The sequence below is a fragment of the Streptomyces sp. RKAG293 genome (assembly GCF_023701745.1).
Taxonomy (GTDB): domain Bacteria; phylum Actinomycetota; class Actinomycetes; order Streptomycetales; family Streptomycetaceae; genus Actinacidiphila.
The window spans coordinates 891,336-909,108 of sequence record NZ_JAJOZB010000001.1; the positions used below are offsets into that span (position 1 = coordinate 891,336).

Genomic DNA, 17,773 nt, shown 5'->3' on the forward strand with positions numbered 1-17,773 from the left:
GTCCCGACGACCCGTCCCGATGACCGGCCCTGGTGGCCGCCCCCGGTGACCCGTCGCAGCCCGGCCCACGGCGCCCCCGCGTCTCGACGGTGAAGATCCCTCCGGTCCGCCGGCGGTGCCCGGCTCGGCGCGGGGTCTGTCGAATCTGTTGACAGTGTTCGGGCATTGGAAGAAACTCCCCCGGGAGAGCGCTCTCCAGCACTCATGGCGTCATTATCCGAACCCACAACAGCCCGCAGTAGCAGGCCGAACCAGCCCACAGCCGCCGCACCGTCGTCGGGCTCATGACGGCGTGGCGGTGGCAAGAGGCATCACACCCCACCCCACGGAGATGTGCATGAGCCTCCTGTCTCTCCTCCTTCACCACCTCGCACGGCGCCGACGGCTGATCGCGGTGGTTCTCGCGGCGGTCCTCGCGACCGGCGGCGCCCTCGGCGCCATGAACGTCACCGCAAACGCGGCCACCACCCTGCTGTCGCAGGGCAAGCCCGCGACCGCGTCCTCGACGGAGAACGCGGGCACCCCCGCATCGGCGGCGGTCGACGGCGATGCCGGAACCCGCTGGTCGAGCGCCGTCGCCGACCCGCAATGGCTGCAGGTCGACCTCGGCTCCACCCAGGACATCACCCAGATCGCCCTCAACTGGGAGGCCGCCTACGCCACGGCGTTCCGGATCCAGGTCTCCGGCAACGGCACCACCTGGACCGACGCCTACTCCACCACCACCGGCCCGGGCGGCCACCAGACCCTCGACGTGACCGCCTCCGGGCGCTACGTCCGCCTGTACGGGACCACCCGGGCGACCGGGTACGGCTACTCCCTGTGGGAGTTCCAGGTCTACGGAACCGGCGGCGGCACGCAGCCCGGCACCTGCGGCACCGACAACGCCGCCCTGAACCGTCCGGCGACCGCGTCGTCGACCGAGAACGGCGGTACACCGGCAGCAGCGGCGGTCGACGGAAACGTGGGAACCCGCTGGTCGAGCGCCGCCACCGACCCGCAGTGGCTGCAGGTCGACCTCGGCTCCGTACAGGACGTCTGCCAGGTCTCGCCGACCTGGGAGACGGCGTACGCCACGGGCTTCCAGATCCAGGTCTCCGACACCGGTACCGGCAACTGGACCACCCTCTACACCACCGCCGCCGGCGGCGGCGGAACCCAGAACCTGACGGTCAGCGGCACCGGCCGCTACGTCCGGATGTACGGCACGGCGCGCGCCACCGGCTACGGCTACTCGCTGTGGGAGTTCGCGGTGCACACCGGCGGTTCCGGAGGCCCCGGTGATCCGGGCGACCCGGGCGGCGCGGTCATCTCCGCGTACCAACAGGTCTCGGCCTCCTCGTGGGAGGGCGCCAACGCTCCCGCGGCGGCGCTGGACGGGCGCACCAACACCCGCTGGTCCAGCCTGTACACCGACAACCAGTGGCTGCAGGTCGACCTCGGCGGCCGGGCCACGGTCAGCGGCATCTCGCTGAACTGGGAGTCCGCCTACGCCACTGGCTACCACCTCGACGTGTCCGACGACGCCACCACCTGGTCGCCGCTCTACAGCACGACCAGCGGCAAGGGCGGCGTCGAGAACCTCACCGTCAGCGGCAAGGGCCGCTACGTCCGGCTGACCGGCACCGCCCGCGCCACCGGCTACGGCTACTCGCTGTGGGAGTTCCAGGTTCTCGGCACGGTCGACACGTCCACCGCCACCCCGCCGCTGCTCTCCGGACCCACCAAGGCACCGGCCACGGTGAACCAGTTCGCGCTGGCCGCGCCCGCGGACAAGGCCATGGTCACGAACACCCGCCGGCCGGCGCTCTCCTGGGCCGGCGTCGCGGGGACCGCCCACTACGAGGTCTGGCTCAACATCAGCCGCACCGACTACGACTTCGCCGCCTCGGGCAGCCTGCTCGACCTCTATACCAAGGTCGCCGAACCGACCGGCGCCACGTACACCCCGACCTGGGACATCAGCGACCGGTGGACCTACCAGTGGTTCGTCGTCGCGGTGAGCGGCTCCGGCGCGCGCACCACCTCCGACATCCGCACCTTCAGCGTCTACCTGCCCGACATCGAGACCGTGAACGACGGCGTCGCCATCGTCAACGGCGCCCGGGACCTCAACAAGAACGGCACCATCGAGCCGTACGAGGACTGGCGCCGGCCGGTCGGCACCCGGACCGCCGACCTCCTGAGCCGGATGACGCTGGAGGAGAGGCCTTCCAGATGTTCTACAACGTCCAGTCCTACCCGATGTCGGGCTGGCACTTCGGACCGGCCCAACCGGCCGACCTGCACAACGTGCTGGTCTCCACGGCGGCCACCCGGCTGGGCATCCCGCCCGTGTCCGCGGGCGACACCACCGCCGGCTACCAGACCACGTACCCGCTGCAGAGTGCGCTGGCCGCGGGCAAGGACTATCCGCTCGACTACCGGCTGGGGGACATGCAGCGCAAGGAGGAGCTGGAGGTCGGCGCACGCGGCACGCTCTCCCCGCTCGCCGAGGTCGGCACCAAGGTGCTCTATCCGCGCATCCAGGAGGGCGGCGGCGAGAACGCGGACGTCGCGGCTGCCCAACTGCGGTCGCAGGTCGCCGGGTTGCAGGGCGGCCCGGAACTCAACCCGGGCTCCGTCCTCGCCACCGTCAAGCACTGGCCCGGCGAGGGCGCCGGGGGTGAGGCGGGCATCGTCTACGACGCGGTGACGATCAAGTACCACATGATCCCGTTCCGGGCCGCGATCGAAGCCGGAGCGGTCAACATCATGCCGGGGTACGCGGGCAGCTCGTATCTCGACCCGGGCGGCCCCGGCGCGGGCGACAGCGCAAAGATCCTCAACTACCTGCGGCAGAACATCGGTTACACCGGCCTGATCACCACCGACTGGCTGCCCTCCGGCGCCTGGGTGAACGCCGCCAACGCCGGCTCCGACGTGATGGGCGGCGCCGACCCGGGCGCCGTCGGGTTCACCATGGCCGGCTTCGAGGCCCAGGTACCGCTCGCGCGGATCAACGACGCGGTGACGCGGATCCTGCGGCTGAAGTTCGAACTCGGCATCTTCGACCACCCCTACGGCGACCCCGTCAACGGCCCCTACCGGTTCCACCAGCCGTCCTACACCGCCCTCGCCAACCAGGCCGCGCGCGAGTCCAACACCCTGCTCAAGAACAACGGCGTGCTCCCGGTCAAGCTCACTGCGGGGGACAACATCGTCGTCGCCGGCGCCCGCGCCACCGACGGCGCCGCGTGCTGCATCTGGTCCAGTTACTTCCACCCGGACTACGGTTCACTCACTCCGCTGGAGGCCATCCGGGCCAGGGCCGCCAAGGCCAGCGTCAATGTCTACCAGGACACCGGCCCCGCACCGAAGCTCGCCGTCGTGGCCGTCGGAGAGCCGTCCTACACCCACGCCACCGCGTGGGTGGACACCCAGCCCTATCTCCCGCCGGATCAGCTCGCCGTCATCCAGAACTTCAAGAACCAGGGGATTCCGGTGGTGGTCGTCCTGACCCTGCCCCGGCCGATCGTGATCAGCGACTGGAACGGTCTGGCGGACGCCATCGTGGTGACCTATCGCGGTGGCGAGGAGACCGGCCCGGCTACGGCCGGTCTGCTCTTCGGCGACTACACCCCCAGGGGGAAGCTGCCCTGGCAACTGCCCCGAAGCCTGGACCAGGTCCTCAAGCCCGGCGGCACCGACACGGTCGCGGACGCGAACGAGAGCTGGGACCTGCCCTACGACCTCGGCGCCACGGACGCCCAACGCGCCGAGATCCGCGCGAAGATCGACGCCGGACAGCCGGTGCCGACCACCTACGGAAACCCGCTCTATCCCTACGGCGCCGGACTGACCGGCTGGAACTAGCGCCGCGGAACACAGAACCGTGACGGCCGTACCGCTCCCTGCGGTGCGGCCGTCGCAGCGTTTGCCTGCGGAAGGTGAGTGAGGGGTCGTCGGCACGGCGCGCCAGGTACTCGTCGCGGAGGAGGCCCGGTTCCGGTCGGCGACGCGGGCCCGCGGTGCTGCCCGGGGCGTCCGTTTTCTCGGCCGCCGGAGTTATGACACACCCATCATGACAGGTCAGAGGGCATTTTCGTAGGACGAACAGCACGTCCGGGGAACCTTGTCCGGCCCCCTCGAGAACTCCCACAATCGCCCTCATGAATCACTCCCAGAACGTCGATCACGAATCGGTCCTACGAGCACGCGCGATCCTGCTCGGCTCCGGCAGAATCGGCCTTCACGAGGAGATCCGGGCGTACCGAGTGCTCGCCCAAGTGGGACCGCTGACCTATCTGCCGAAGCTGGTCCGGGCACTTCTGATGCTCAGTCACCTGGAGTTCCGGGACCGGCCGGAGATCCAGCTGAACCTGATCGCCGAGGCGCTCACCGCCGTGCGCAGGCTGGACGCGTCGGAACCGAAGCGAACCGAGCTGCTGATCGAGACCCTGAACGACTACCAGCACCAGCTGTACACGCTCGGCCGGCGGGCGGAGGGCTTCGCCGTTCGCGAGGAGATGGCTCTGACCGGACGCAGGGCGTTCAAGGACGGCGAGGTGGACAGCCCCGTGTTCGGGTGCGGGCCGCTGGCGGCCGGGCTGGCCGAGGAGGGCCGTCACCTCGAAGCGGCGCAGCTGTACGGGGAGATGGTCGAGGCCGTTCGGTCGGGCGGCGATCCGTCGGACGGCCGCCTCTGGTGGCCGATGGTCGAGTGGTCGGCCGAGCTCGACGCCGCCGGACTGCACGATGCGGCGATCGACGCGTTCACCGAACTCTCGGCCGCCGGCCGTGCGGAGCTGGAAGGCGGCCGCTCGTCGCTGTCCATCAGGGTGTGGGAGCTGGTCCGGCTCGCTCAGCTGCTCGACGCCCGGGCGCGGCACGATGAGGCCCGTACAGCGCGAGGGGACGTTCTCACCCTGCTGGCCGAGTTGGCCGCGACCGGTGAACGCAAGAGCTGGAGCAATATCGTCGACTGGTGGACCGTCCTGCTGGGCCTGTCGGGACGAGCGGACGAACAGCCGGCGCCCGGCGAGCCGGCACCGCCGTTCGGCTCGCCCGACGGCTGGTCGCCCGACATCAGGCGCGCCTATGTCGAGGGGCGTACCGCACTGGAGGAGACCGTCGCCGTCCTCACTCCCCTGGCCCGGCGCGACCCGCGCCGTCATCTGGCCGAACTGATCACCGTTCAGCGCAGGTTGACCATCCGGTCGGCCGTTCACCAGCGGGGGCATCACTACCGGTTCATGGAGAACCTGCGGCCCCTGTTCGACGAGGGAGTGGCACTGGCCCGCCGGTCGGCCGGGCTGGGCGAGGACCAGGGCCCTGACCTTCTCGCCAGGGCTCTCACCGACCGATCGACCCTGCTGGTCGCGGGCAAGCAGTACGCCGAGGCGCACGACGACTTCCAGGAGGCCGCCGCCCTGCTGGGATGAGCTCCGCCGGGTGAATCACGGGTCGGATCGCGCTCGCTGATGCAGGACCGCGTCAGCTGATGCTGGATCGCGCCCGCTGATGCGGATTCGGTCGTAGTCCGGATAGTCCCATTCCAGATCGATGTCCGCCGAGGGCGCGACGGCACGGACCGCCTCCGTGCCGTCGCGCTCGAGTGGTCCCGTGTGCCCTCAGTCGGTGGTGTGGGGGCGGGTGAGGCCCAGGTCGTAGGCGAAGATGACGGCCTGGATCCGGTCGCGGGCGGCGATCTTCGCGAGCACGCGTCCGACGTGGGTCTTGACGGTGGACTCCGCCAGCACCAGCCGCTCGGCGATCTCCGCGTTGGTCCAGCCCCGGCCGATGGCGACCAGGATCTCCCGTTCGCGTCCGGTGAGGGTGCGCAGCCTGGGGTCGTCCTGCGGCTCGTGGTCCTGGAGGTGGCCGGGCAGATGGTGGGCGTAGGCGTCGAGGAGGCGCCGGGTGAGGGCCGGGGCGATGACGGCGTCGCCCGCGGCGACAGCGCGGATGCCCGCCAGCAGTTCCTCGGGGCGCGCGTCCTTGAGCAGGAAGCCGCTGGCTCCGGCGCGCAGCGCGGTGTGGGCGTACTCGTCCAGGTCGAAGGTGGTCATGACCAGGACGCGGGAACGTCCGCCGGTGGCGACGATGCGGCGGGTCGCCTCGATACCGTCCATGCCGGGCATCCGCACATCCATCAGGACGACGTCGGGGCGCAGTTCGGCGGCCTGGCGTACGGCGTCGGCTCCGTGCGCGGCCTCACCGACCACGTCGGTGTCCGGGACGGACTCCAGCAGCATGCGGAAGCCCAGACGCTGCATGGGCTGGTCGTCCACGATGAGGACGGTGGTCATGAGGTCTCCGAGAGGACGGTGGTCATGAGGACTCTCCGATGAGGACGGCGGTCACGAGGTCTCTCCCGGGGGACCGGTGAGCGGGGTGAGGTCGAGGGTGACCTGTACGGTCCATCCTCCGCCGGGCCGTGGTCCGGCGGCGATGCTCCCGCCGTACAGCGCGGCGCGTTCCGCCATGCCCGCGAGGCCGTGTCCCTCCTGGTTCGCCGGAGCGGGCCGCCCGTTCCCGGTGGGCGGCCCGGTGTCGTCGGCGCTGATGCGCAGCTGTGTGCCGTCGACGGTGAGGGCGAGTCGCACCTCGGTTTCGGCGCCGGCGTGCCGGAGCGAGTTGGTGAGCGCCTCCTGCACGATCCGGTAGGCCGTCAGCTGTACACCGCGGTCCAGGGCGTCCAGTTCCCCGATCGTGCGGTAGCGGACCTTGGGGCCGGCGGCCCGGATACGGGCGCACAGGGCGTCGATGTCCGCGATGCCGGGCTGCGGGCTGAGTTCGGGCGCGTCCGTCCGATCGCGCAGCACACCGAGCATGCGCCGGAGTTCGCCCAGGGCCTGCCGGCCGGTCTCGCCGATGAGTTCCAGTGCTTCCTTGCCCCGCTCAGGAGCGATGAGGGCCGCGTACGCACCACCGTCGGCAAGTGTGATCATGACGGACAGGTTGTGGCCGACGATGTCGTGCATCTCGCGTGCCACCCGCGTGCGTTCGCCGGCGGCGGCCAGTTTGCTGCGCTGGTCCCGTTCGATCTCCAGGCGGGCCGCGCGCTCGCGCAGGCCCGCGAGCTGGGACCGGCGGATGCGCACCGCAAGGCCAAGTGCCAGCGCCGCGGTCACCGCGCTGAACAGGAAGAACAGCGCGTCCCCGACGGACACCGCCTCCGAGACCCGCACGGACACCAGCCCCAGAACGCCGGCCATGGCGGCGCAGGCCCAGGGCAGATGCCGCAGTCGCCCGTGCAGTGCCAGGCTGTACAGGGCGATGAGCAGCGCCACGTCGGCGCGCAGCCAGGCCCCCAGCAGCCACTGGATCAGGAACACGGCCAGCACGGCGGCGAAGGTCGCCGAGGGCATACGGCGCCGCCACAGCAGGGGCAGCACCAGCCCGGCCTGCAGGGCCAGCACCCCGGCCACCGGCAGGTGCGTGAACCTCACGGCCATCTCGTGCCGGTCGCCGTCGTGCACCAGGTCCGCCGCGCCGAACAGCAGGAAGACCCCGACCGCCACGGCCGTGTCCAGCACCCACGGACGCCGCAGGTCGGCCGCGCGCAGGCGCTGGACGACCCGGGTCAGCGCGATCACCAGCGGGTGTCCCCACAGCGGATCGGGTTCCGCGGGAGGGAGCGGGCGCGCGGAGGGGTCAGCTCCGGCGGGGAGGTCGGTGGTCACGGGGGTCACCTGCCCATCGTGGGCCAACGGCGCCGGCACGGCACCCGAGCTGCCGGGCGACGCGCCGACGCCGTGATCCCGGGTCGTCGGCTTCGGCAGGGTCAGGCGTCGGTGCGCATCAGGCGCCAGGAGGCACCTGCCATCGCCAGTCCGGTCCAGGCCAGGAAGACCAGCAGCCCGGCCGCAGGAGTCAGCGTGTGCGCCTCGTGGTGCAGGGCGAACATCGATGCTCCGGCCTCGCTGGGCAGATAGGGCCTGACGTGGTCCTGCCAGGAGCTGGGCAGCAGCGAGATGAGTCCGGGGACCAGCATCAGCGAACCGACCAGGACCGAGATGCCGCCGGCCACCGATCGCAGCAGCGCGCCCAGGGCCGTTCCCAGCACACCGATCAGACCGAGGTAGAGGCCGGCCGCCAGCAGGCTGCGCACCACACCCGGGTCCGAGATCGAGAGGGCCGCGGGCGTGCCCGAGACGATTCCGCTGCCGAAGAGGAAGGCGATGAACGCTCCCACGGTGCCGACCACCAGGGCGACCGCGCCGAAGACGGCCGACTTGGACCAGAGCACCGGCAGCCGGCGCGGTACCGCGGCCAGCGTGGAGCGGATCATGCCGGTGGAGTACTCGCCCGCGGTCACCAGGACGCCCAGGACACCGAGTGCCAACTGCGCGAAGTTCGTGCCGAACAGGGACAGGCTCACCGCGGTGGAAGTGGCGAAGTCCCGGTCCATGTGATCGCCGGAGGTGATCCTGGACTTGTAGTGCCACGAGGCGATCAGACCGAAGGCCACCAGGAACAGCAGGCCCAGGCCCAGCGTGATCCAGGTGGAGCGCAGGGACCACAGCTTGGCCCACTCCGAGCGCAGCACGCGCCGCGCGGTCACCCGGTAGACCGGACGTGCGCCCTGCACGGGGCTCGGGACAGGGGTGTGGGTCGAGGTGATGGTGCTCATGCTGCGCTCCCGGAGGTCTCGGTGGTGCCGTGGTAGTCGACCGCGTCCCGGGTCAGCTCCATGAAGGCCTCCTCCAGGGACAGCGCCTTCGCCGTGAGCTCGAAGAGCGCGATGCCGGCCTCGGCGGCTTTGAGCCCGATCGCGCGAGCCGCGATCCCCGTCACCTGGAGTTCCTCGGAGCCGACCCGGCCGGTGATCTCGATGCCGGGGCCCGCCAGGACCTCGCGCAGCCGGGCGGGATCCGCCGTGGCGACCTGCACCGTGTCCCCGCCGGCCTGGCTGATCAGTTCCTCGACGGTGGTGTCGGCCAGCAGCCGCCCTCGTCCGACGACGATCAGGTGGTCCGCGACCAGGGCCATCTCGCTCATCAGGTGCGAGGACACGAACACCGTGCGGCCCTCGTTCGCCAGCCCGGTGAGCAGATTGCGGATCCACAGCACGCCCTCGGGGTCCAGCCCGTTGACCGGCTCGTCGAGCATGACGGTGGCCGGATCGCCGAGCAGCGCGGCCGCGATGCCCAGCCGCTGGCCCATCCCCAGGGAGAAGGCCCCGGCACGCTTCTTCGCCACCGAGTCCAGACCCGTCATCCCGATGACCTCCTCCACCCGGCGGCGCGGAATGCCATGGGTGTACGCCTGCGCCATCAGGTGGTCGAACGCCGAGCGGCCCGGGTGGATCGACTTGGCCTCCAGCAGCGCCCCGACCTCCTGCAGCGGGGCGGTGTGTTCGGCGTAGCGGCGGCCGTTGACCGTGACCGTGCCGTGCGTGGGGGCGTCCAGACCGACGATCATCCGCATCGTGGTGGACTTGCCCGCGCCATTGGGGCCGAGGAAGCCGGTGACGGTGCCGGGCCTGACCGTGAAGTCCAGCCGGTCCACCGCCGTCGTCTCCCCGTACCTCTTCGTCAGCTGCTGCGCCTCGATCATCGCGTCTTCCCTCGCTTCACGGGCGCCGGTCCTGCCCGACCGCCTCACCCGTAACGCTATGAGCCGCAGCCCCCGCAACCGTGGTACCCCGGACTGATCCACAAACGGTCGGTAGTACCCCGGTACCATCCCCGCCTGCACTAGGGAACGAGCCACGTCACGCCAGGTCGGCCCGGGTCGGTGGGTCGGCGCCCTCCCGGGTGCAGGTCAGTGCGGCGGCGCGGGTGGCCAGTCGCAGGGCACGGAGCACGTCCTGGTGCGGGTGGACGGTGGAGGCCGCGGTGCGCAGTCCCGTACGCGGAGCGGATGCTTCGGACTCCCCGGCGGCTCCTCCCGCGCCGAGCATCCCGGCCCGCAGCAGGCCGCTGAGAAGCCCCGACATGAAGGCGTCGCCCGCTCCCACGGTGTCGACGACCTCGACCGCGGGCGCCGGGAGAGCGTGCCGTCCCTGCCGCCACCAGACCTGTGAGCCGCCGGCGCCGAAGGTGAGGACCACCAGTGAGGGTCCGCTGCGCGACCAGCGGAGCGCCACTTCCTCGATGTCCTGCCCGGGGTAGAGCCAGGCCAGGTCTTCCTGACTGGCCTTCACCACATCACTGACCGAGACAAGGTGCTCGACCCGGGGACGCTCGTCGCCGGGCTTTCCGAGCAGTGCGGGCCTGAGGTTCGGGTCGTACGAGACGGTCGCCGTGTGCCGTGCGGACTCGACGGCGGCGAGTACCTGATCGGCACCGGGCGCGAGCGCCGTGGCGATCGATCCGGTGTGCAGGTGGCCCGCCGTACCGGCGCGGGCTGACTCCAGGGCCAGGGGAGACGCTTCCCATGAGATGTCGAAGGTGTAGTCGGCCGCCCCGGCCGCATCGAGACGGGCGGTGGCGGTCGACGTCGGGACGTCGGAGACGGACCCTTCCGTGAGCACCACCCCGCTACGGCTCAGATGGGTCCGCAGCACCTGGCCGAAGGGATCGCGGCCGATCCGGGTGGCCAGCAGGACCGGGTGCCCGAGCCGGGCCAGACCCAGCGCCACGTTCGCCGGGCTGCCGCCCGGACGGCAGCGCCGGGACCCGTCCGGGCCGGTGAGGATGTCGGTGAGTGCCTCGCCGATGACGAGCGTCGGCGTTTCGGATGCCGGGGCTTCCGGCATCGGCAGGGGCGGTGGCATGGGCGACTCCATGGGAGAGGGACTTCCCGGACCGGTCGGGACGGCGTCCCGGGTCAGGGGGTGACCAGGATCTTCCGGCCCTTGCCGTCCTGGAACTGCTGGAGTGCGGCGGCGTAGTCGGTCAGCGGCAGCCGGTCGCTGATGAAGACCTGTGGGTCGAGGACACCGGCGGCGAACAGCCGGGCCGCGCGTTCGTAACTGTGGAGGACCGCCATGGAGCCGGTGATGGTGATCTCCTGGTTGTAGATCCGGTACGGCTCGATCGTGGCCCGCGCCGCGTAGTCCGCCACGCCGAACTGGAGGTACGTACCGCCCTTGCCGACGCGGCCGATGGCCTCCTGGATGGCCTTGGCGTTGCCGGTCGCGTCGATGACGACGTCCCAGCCGCGCGGTTGCTCGATCTCGTCGGCGGACGTGACGGCATGGGTGCAGCCCAGCGTTCGGGCGGTTTCCAGCCGGTCGGGGTTGATGTCGACGATGTCGACGGTCGCGGCACCGGTGCGCTTGGCGAGCTCCATCATCATCAGGCCCATGGTGCCGGATCCGTAGATCAGGACGTTGGTGGCCAGCTGGCTGCGGAGGATGTCGTATCCGCGGACGGCGCAGGAGAGCGGTTCGATCAGCGCGGCGTCCTCGGTGCGGATGTGCTCGGGCAGTTTCACGCAGTTGGCGGCCGGGGCGAGGGCGTATTCGGCCGCGCCGCCGGGGTTGGTGACGCCGATCGCGGCCCAGCGTTCGCAGAGGTTGTTGCGTCCGATACGGCAGTAGTGGCATTCGTGGCAGTACAGGGACGGGTCGACCGCGACCCGGTCGCCGAGGGCGAACTCGTCGACCTGACCGCCGACGGCGACGATCTCGCCGGCGAACTCATGCCCGGGGGTGATCGGCAGGGTGGGTGCGAACTCGCCCTGCAGGATGTGCAGATCGGTGCCGCACAGGCCGACGGCGGCGACCCGGACCACCACGTCCCGGGGGCCGGGGGACGGATCCTCGACGTTCTCGATCGCGACGACGCCGGGGGCGCTGATGACGGCTGCTTTCACTTGACTGCTCCAAGGGACAGGCCCTGGACGAGTTTGTCCTGGGCGGCGAACCCGGCGATGAGTACGGGGAGGGAGACGCAGACGGCGGCAGCGCACACCTTCGCGAGGAACAGGCCCTGGCTGGTGACGAATCCGGTGAGGAAGACGGGTGCGGTCCCCGCCACGACACCGGTCAGCACCCGGGCGAACAGCAGCTCGTTCCAGCTGAAGATGAACGAGATCAGCGCGGTGGCCGCGATGCCCGGCGCGGCCACCGGGGCGACGATCCGGGTGAGTACGGTCAGCAGCCCCGCGCCGTCGATGGAGGCCGCTTCGAGGATCTCCTTGGGGACCTCGGCGAGGAAGGAGCGCATCATCCACACCGCGATCGGCAGGTTCATCGAGGTGTAGAGGATGACCAGCAGCCAGATGTTGTCGAGCAGGCCGGCGTGCTGGGCGATGAGGTAGACGGGCAGCAGCCCGGCCACCGCGGGGAGCATTTTGGTGGAGAGGAAGAAGAACATCACGTCGGTCCACTTGCGGACCGGCTTGATGGACAGCGCGTAGGCGGCGGGGACGGCCAGGACCAGCACCAGGACGGTGGAGGCGATGCTCGCCGTCAGCGAGTTGATCAACGGCGGCCACGGACTGACCCCGGTGCTCTCACCGAAGAACTCGCGGAAGCCCTGGAGGGTGAGTCCTGCGCCGATGTCGGGCGGGTTCGTGGCGGCGGCCGGTTCGCTGTGCAGCGAGGTGAGCAGCATCCAGCCGAACGGCAGGAAGAACAGCAGACCGCAGACCCAGGCCAGCAGACCCCAGATGCTGCCGCGGTGGCGGAACGGGCCGGTACGCCGCCGCGGCCGGCCGGCCGGGACGGTGGTCGTGGTGCTCGTCATGACGTCTCCTCTCGGAACAGGGACGAGACGGTGCGCAGTGCGAAGGTGGCGATGAGGATGGAGCAGGCGACGACGATGACGCCCTGCGCGGAGGCCAGGCCGTAGTCGTGCGCCTGGTAGAAGGTCTGGTAGACGGAGTAGGGCAGGTTGGCGGTGCCCAGCCCGCCGGAGGTGAGGGTGAAGACCGCGTCGAAGTTCTGGACGACGTAGATGCTGCCGAGCAGCGAGGCCAGTTCCAGGTAGCGGCGCAGATGCGGGAAGGTCAGATGGCGGAAGACCTGCCAGGTGCCGGCGCCGTCGACGCGGGCGGCTTCCACGATGTCCAGGGGCCGGCTCTGCAGACCGGCGAGCAGGATCAGCATCATGAACGGTGTCCACTGCCAGACCAGTGAGGCCTCGACGGCGATCAGGGGGTTGGTGGACAGCCAGTCGAACTGCGGGGCGTCGGAGCTGCCGAACAGGCTCCAGATCCACGTCAGCGTGCCGTTGATCAGCCCGTAGGAGGCGTTGTACAGGGCGTGCTTCCACAGCAGGGCGGAGGCCACCGGCACAACGAGGAAGGGGGTGATGAGCATCGTGCGGACGATGCCGCGACCACGGAACCGCCGGTCGAGCAGCAGGGCCAGCCCCAGGCCGAACAGCAGGCTCACCAGGACCACCGAGGCGGTCAGGATCACGGTGGTGGTGATGGACGAGCGCAGCGTCGGATCGGTCAGTGCGGTCCGGTAGTTGGCCAGGCCGCCGAAGCCCCGGTTGTCGGGGTCGAGGGCGTTCCAGCGCATGAACGAGATACCCAGGGTACCCAGGAACGGCAGTTGGGTGACGACGATCAGGAAGACCAGTGCCGGAAGCAGCGGTGCCCGGCGGGCCCAGGCGCCACGCGGCCGGTCGGCGGGACGGGTGGACGACTCCCGCACTCCCTGGCGCAGGAGTCGCGGGCGTTTTGCGGTCAGGGGGACAGTCATGGTGTCTCTCCGCTTCGCGCGGGTGGCCTCCCGACCCGCGGGGGCGGGTCGGGAGTGGTTCTGTGGGTGCGCGGCCCGCTCACTGGCCCGCGTGCTTGGCGGCGACCGTCTCGGCCCGGGACTGGCTGGTCTTCAGGGCACTCTCGACGCTGCCGCGGCCGGCGATGGCGGAGCTGATCTCCTGGGAGACCTGCGTGCCCAGATCGGTGAACTCGGGGATGCCGACGAACTGGATGCCGGGGGCGGGTCGTGGCTGCACACCGGGGTTCAGCGGATCGGCGTTGGTCAGCGCGGTCTTGGTGGCCGCGGCGAACGCCGAGGCGGCGGTGAGGTACTGGGCGTTGGTGTAGGTCGAGGTGCGCTTGCCGGCCGGGACCTTGGACCAGCCCAGCTTGGTGCCGACGAGGTTCTCGTAGTTCTTGCTGGACGCCCAGGAGATGAACTTCCATGCGTCGTCCTGGTGCTTGCTGGCCTTCTGCAGACCCCAGGCCCAGGTGTAGAGCCAACCCGAGCTCTTCGTCCGGTCGACCGGCGCGGGCACGTAACCCATCTTTCCGGCGACCGGGGAGCCCGTGCCGTCCAGCAGGCCGGCGGCCGAGGTGGCGTCGTACCACATGGCGACCTTGCCCTGCTCCATGTTGTTCAGGCACTCCGTGAAGCCGGCCTGCGGGGCGCCCGCCTCACCGTGCGCCCGTACCAGGTCGACATAGAACTTCGTCGCCTTGGTGAACTCCGGACTGTTGAGCCGGGCCTTCCAGTCCTTGTCGAACCAGGTGCCGCCCATGGTGTTCACGACCGTGGTCAACGGTGCGATCAGCTCGCCCCAGCCGGGCTGCCCGCGCAGGCAGATGCCCTTCATGCCGGGCTGCGCCCCGTCGGCCTTCGCCGCCAGGTCCGCGACCTGGGTCCAGGTCGGGTTGGCGGGCATCGTCAGGTGCTTGGCGGCGAAGACGTCCTTGCGGTACATCAGGAACGACGACTCGCCGTAGAACGGCTCGGCGTAGATCTGTCCGCCCGAGGTCAGGGACTCCTGGATGCTGGGCAGGATGTCGCCCTGCTCGAAGGCGGTGTCGGCCTTGGACTGCGCGGTCAGCGGTGACAGCCAGCCGTTCTTGGCGTAGATCGGGGTCTCGTAGTTGCTGATGGTCGCCACGTCGTACTGTCCGGCCTGGCTGGCGAAGTCCTGACTGATCTTGTCCCGGACGTCGTTCTCCGGCAGCACGGTGAAATTGACCTTGATGCCGGTGGCCTTGGTGAAGTTGTCCGCGGTCAGCTTCTGCAGATCCACCATCTGCGGGTTGTTGACCATCAGTACGTTGATGGAGTGCGCCTGGGAGCCGCCGCCCCCGCCACCGGCGCCCGAACATGCGGCCAGCAGGCTGGTGCAGAGCGCCACGGCGACCGTTGCGACGGTGCGCGGCGTGTTCTTCGGTCTTGTCGTCACGCTGGATCCCTTCGTTGGTGATCCGGCCGGGTGGGACCGGGTGTCAGCTGATTTCGCCCACGCCACAGCTGCCCGTGGCCGGGGGCCGCGGATCGAGGGGGTGGAGGGAGTGGACGGGCCGTCGGGTCAGACGCGGATGACCTGCGGCCCCAGGAGGGTGTAGCGGTGCGCTTCCGCGCTGGACAGTCCGGTGTCGGTGACGATGGCCTCGAAGTCGGCGACCTCCGCGAACCGGCAGAAGCTGCTCGCCCCGAACTTGCCGTGGTGCCCCAGGAAGACCCGTCTGCGGGAGACCTCGATCGCCTTGGCCTTGACGTCCGCCACGACCGGGTCGGGCGTCGTGAGCCCGAACTCCCGGGAGATCCCGTTCGATCCCATGAACGCCAGGTCGACGACGAAGCCCGAGAGCATCGCGCAGGCCCAGGAACCCACGGTGGCGAGCGTCCGGGCGCGGACCCGGCCGCCGAGGAGGAGGACGGTGGTGTTGTCCGACTCGGCGACCGCCGCGGCCGTCGACAGCGACGCGGTCACCACGGTGAGGGGTTGGTCGGTCGGCAGCAGTGCGGCGAGGATCTGCGGTGTGTAGCCCTCGTCCACAAAGATCGTTTCCGCGCCGTCGAGGAGCTTGACGCCTTCGGCGGCGATCCGCCGCTTGCTCTCGACGTGCAGCGTGACGCGCTGGGCCAGATTGGTCTCGAAGCCCGCGCTCTCGACGGGGTAGGCACCGCCATGGGTGCGGCGGACCAGTCCCCTGCGCTCCAGCGCGCTCAGGTCCCGCCGGATGGTCTCCGGAGCGACCCTGAAGTCGGCGGCCGCGACGGCGACCTCGACGCGGCCCGCCTGGCGCGCCAGAGCCAGCAGCCGGTGATGCCTCTCCTCCGACCTCATCACCGCCACCCGCCCTTCCCCGCCCGTTCGGGCATCCGTGGCCCGAATGGGCCCGTCCATGAGTTATACCGCCGCGCCCAGGCCATGCGCCGCCCCGTTCCGGGCAAGAGGTTGCCCGATTGCGCCCGGACAGAAAACCACAGGTGCGCAGGCCAGAGGCATCCATTGGATCAACCGCGGCGCCAACTCTGCCCGGCTTCCACCGATGAGCTCCCGAAACCCGTGGTTCCGGACACCGGAGCCCGCGGAACGGCGTGCCGGCACGACCCGGGTGGAGGGCTCGTCACGGACGAGCGCGCGCGCTTCGTGCCGCACATCACCGAGTGAGAACCGGACGACAGACGTTAGGTCCGGACGGCGTCCTTCGTGCCGGTCGTCCGCGCGGCCGCCTCGTTCCACCGGGTGCGGTCGGCGGCCGGCTCGTGGCGGCGTAGCGGCTGCGTGGCGCGGAGCAGGGACCGGATGTCCGCGAGGCCGCCCCCGATCACGCCCGCGGCCCGCGCCTGCACCAGGACGTTGCCCAGGGCCGCCGCCTCGGCGGGGCCGGCCACGACCGGTAGCCCGCAGGCGTCCGCCGTCAGTTGGCAGAGCAGCTCGTTGCGCGCGCCGCCGCCGACGATGTGGACGACGTCGAGGTGCCGTCCCGACAGCCGCTGGGCGTCCTCGATCGCCGCGCGGTGCGCCAGCGCGAGGGAGTCCAGGATGCAGCGCACCGTCTCCGCGGGGTTCCGCGGTACCGGCTGGTCGGTCCTGCGGCAGGACTCGGCGATGCGGTCCGGCATGCTGTCGGGGGCGAGGAAGGCCGGGTCGGCGGCGTCCACGACGGAGCGCAGCGACGGGGCCTGTGCCGCTTGAGCCAGGAGCCGGCCGAGGTCGTGCGGAAGGCCCGCGGCCCGCCAGGTGCGAAGGCATTCCTGCAGCAGCCACAGGCCCATGATGTTGCGCAGATAGCGGACGGTGCCGTCGACGCCCAGTTCGTTGGTGAAGTTCGCGGCGCGCGAGTCCTCGGTGAGGACCGGTGCCGCCAGTTCCACGCCGGCCAGCGACCACGTGCCGCAGGAGATGTACGCGAAGCGCTCGGTGTCCGCCGGCACCCCGGCGACCGCCGACGCGGTGTCGTGCGAGCCGACCGTCACCACCGGCACGGGGTGCTCAAGACCGGTCGCCTCCAGAACCTCCGGCAGCAGCTCGCCCGCCGGGTCACCGGGCCTGCGCAGCGGCGGGAAGAGCGACAGGTCGATACCGAGCCGCCCGGCCAGTGCGTGCGCCCAGTCACCGGTGCGCGGGTCCAGGAGCTGGGTGGTGGAGGCGTTGGTCAGCTCCGTGCCGGCGATACCGGTGAGCCAGTACGACAGGAGGTCCGGCATCAGCAGCAGCCGCGCGGCGGCGTCCAGTTGGGGGGTCCCCTGGGCAGCGGCCAGCTGGTAGAGAGTGTTGAACGGAGCGTGCTGCACACCGGTGGCGGCATACAGCTCCGCCTGCGGCACCTTCCGCCCGATCCGCTCCGGAACGCCCTCCGTCCGGGCGTCGCGGTAGTGGACGGGATTGCCGAGCAGCGAACCGTCGGCTGCCAGCAGTCCGTAGTCCACGGCCCAGGTGTCGATCCCGACGGACGTCACCCGGCCCGCCGCCCGCAGGCCGTCCAGAACCCCGCGGTACAGCGCCAGCACGTCCCAGTGCAGGGTGCCGCCGACGCGTACCGGAAGGTTGGGGAAGCGGTGGACCTCGTCGAGGCCGACCGAGCGCGCGGTCACCCGGCCGACGATGACGCGCCCACTGGAAGCGCCGAGATCGACGGCGGCGAAGGCACGGGGGTCGCTCGGTGGCATGCGGAGCCTCACAGGAAGTGATGG

The 17,773-nt window shown here is 70.7% G+C and carries 13 protein-coding genes and 1 pseudogene; 3 read left to right on the forward strand and 11 right to left on the reverse strand.

Translation table 11 applies throughout. The annotated features are described in order from the left end of the window. Positions 1-439: 439 nt before the first annotated feature. From LNW72_RS03910 to LNW72_RS03920, 3 genes and pseudogenes are all read left to right on the forward strand, one after another. Positions 440-1,651: pseudogene (locus LNW72_RS03910) on the forward strand (discoidin domain-containing protein); the annotation flags it as partial. A 593-nt stretch (positions 1,652-2,244) separates the two neighbouring features. Then, positions 2,245-3,855, forward strand: coding sequence for a glycoside hydrolase family 3 C-terminal domain-containing protein (locus LNW72_RS03915; protein WP_250974047.1), 1,611 nt, complete (start codon positions 2,245-2,247; stop codon positions 3,853-3,855). Between the two features lie 296 nt (positions 3,856-4,151). After that, complete coding sequence (locus LNW72_RS03920; protein WP_250974048.1) at positions 4,152-5,423, forward strand: hypothetical protein; 1,272 nt, start codon at positions 4,152-4,154, stop codon at positions 5,421-5,423. A 189-nt stretch (positions 5,424-5,612) separates the two neighbouring features. Here LNW72_RS03920 and LNW72_RS03925 read toward each other — a convergent pair whose 3' ends face one another. The 11 genes from LNW72_RS03925 to LNW72_RS03975 all read right to left on the reverse strand — a co-directional run bounded on the left by LNW72_RS03925 (position 5,613) and on the right by LNW72_RS03975 (position 17,749). Beyond that, a complete protein-coding gene (locus LNW72_RS03925; protein WP_250974049.1) occupies positions 5,613-6,290 on the reverse strand; it encodes a response regulator transcription factor in 678 nt (225 codons plus the stop codon). 51 nt (positions 6,291-6,341) lie between these two features. Next, positions 6,342-7,598, reverse strand: a complete 1,257-nt coding sequence (locus tag LNW72_RS03930) for a histidine kinase (protein ID WP_250980009.1) — start codon at positions 7,596-7,598, stop codon at positions 6,342-6,344. Positions 7,599-7,768: 170 nt separating this feature from the next. After that, complete coding sequence (locus LNW72_RS03935; RefSeq protein WP_250974050.1) at positions 7,769-8,617, reverse strand: ABC transporter permease; 849 nt, start codon at positions 8,615-8,617, stop codon at positions 7,769-7,771. Continuing rightward, a complete protein-coding gene (locus LNW72_RS03940) occupies positions 8,614-9,543 on the reverse strand; it encodes an ATP-binding cassette domain-containing protein (RefSeq protein WP_250974051.1) in 930 nt (309 codons plus the stop codon). The genes LNW72_RS03935 and LNW72_RS03940 overlap by 4 nt, the downstream gene beginning before the upstream one ends. Before the next feature lie 157 nt (positions 9,544-9,700). Continuing rightward, positions 9,701-10,705, reverse strand: coding sequence for a carbohydrate kinase (locus LNW72_RS03945; protein ID WP_250974052.1), 1,005 nt, complete (start codon positions 10,703-10,705; stop codon positions 9,701-9,703). Between the two features lie 53 nt (positions 10,706-10,758). Continuing rightward, entirely contained in the window at positions 10,759-11,748 is a 990-nt protein-coding gene (locus LNW72_RS03950; RefSeq protein ID WP_250974053.1) for a zinc-dependent alcohol dehydrogenase family protein, read from the reverse strand. Beyond that, positions 11,745-12,623 (reverse strand): carbohydrate ABC transporter permease, encoded by an 879-nt coding sequence (locus LNW72_RS03955; RefSeq protein ID WP_250974054.1) that lies wholly within the window; start codon positions 12,621-12,623, stop codon positions 11,745-11,747. Before LNW72_RS03955 ends, LNW72_RS03950 begins: the two co-directional genes overlap by 4 nt. Next, positions 12,620-13,588, reverse strand: coding sequence for a carbohydrate ABC transporter permease (locus LNW72_RS03960; protein ID WP_250974055.1), 969 nt, complete (start codon positions 13,586-13,588; stop codon positions 12,620-12,622). The genes LNW72_RS03955 and LNW72_RS03960 overlap by 4 nt, the downstream gene beginning before the upstream one ends. 79 nt (positions 13,589-13,667) lie before the next feature. Next, complete coding sequence (locus LNW72_RS03965) at positions 13,668-15,032, reverse strand: sugar ABC transporter substrate-binding protein (RefSeq protein WP_250974056.1); 1,365 nt, start codon at positions 15,030-15,032, stop codon at positions 13,668-13,670. A 126-nt stretch (positions 15,033-15,158) separates the two neighbouring features. Continuing rightward, a complete protein-coding gene (locus tag LNW72_RS03970; protein ID WP_250974057.1) occupies positions 15,159-15,920 on the reverse strand; it encodes a DeoR/GlpR family DNA-binding transcription regulator in 762 nt (253 codons plus the stop codon). Between the two features lie 344 nt (positions 15,921-16,264). Further along, positions 16,265-17,749 (reverse strand): rhamnulokinase family protein, encoded by a 1,485-nt coding sequence (locus LNW72_RS03975; protein ID WP_250974058.1) that lies wholly within the window; start codon positions 17,747-17,749, stop codon positions 16,265-16,267. Positions 17,750-17,773: the final 24 nt, after the last annotated feature.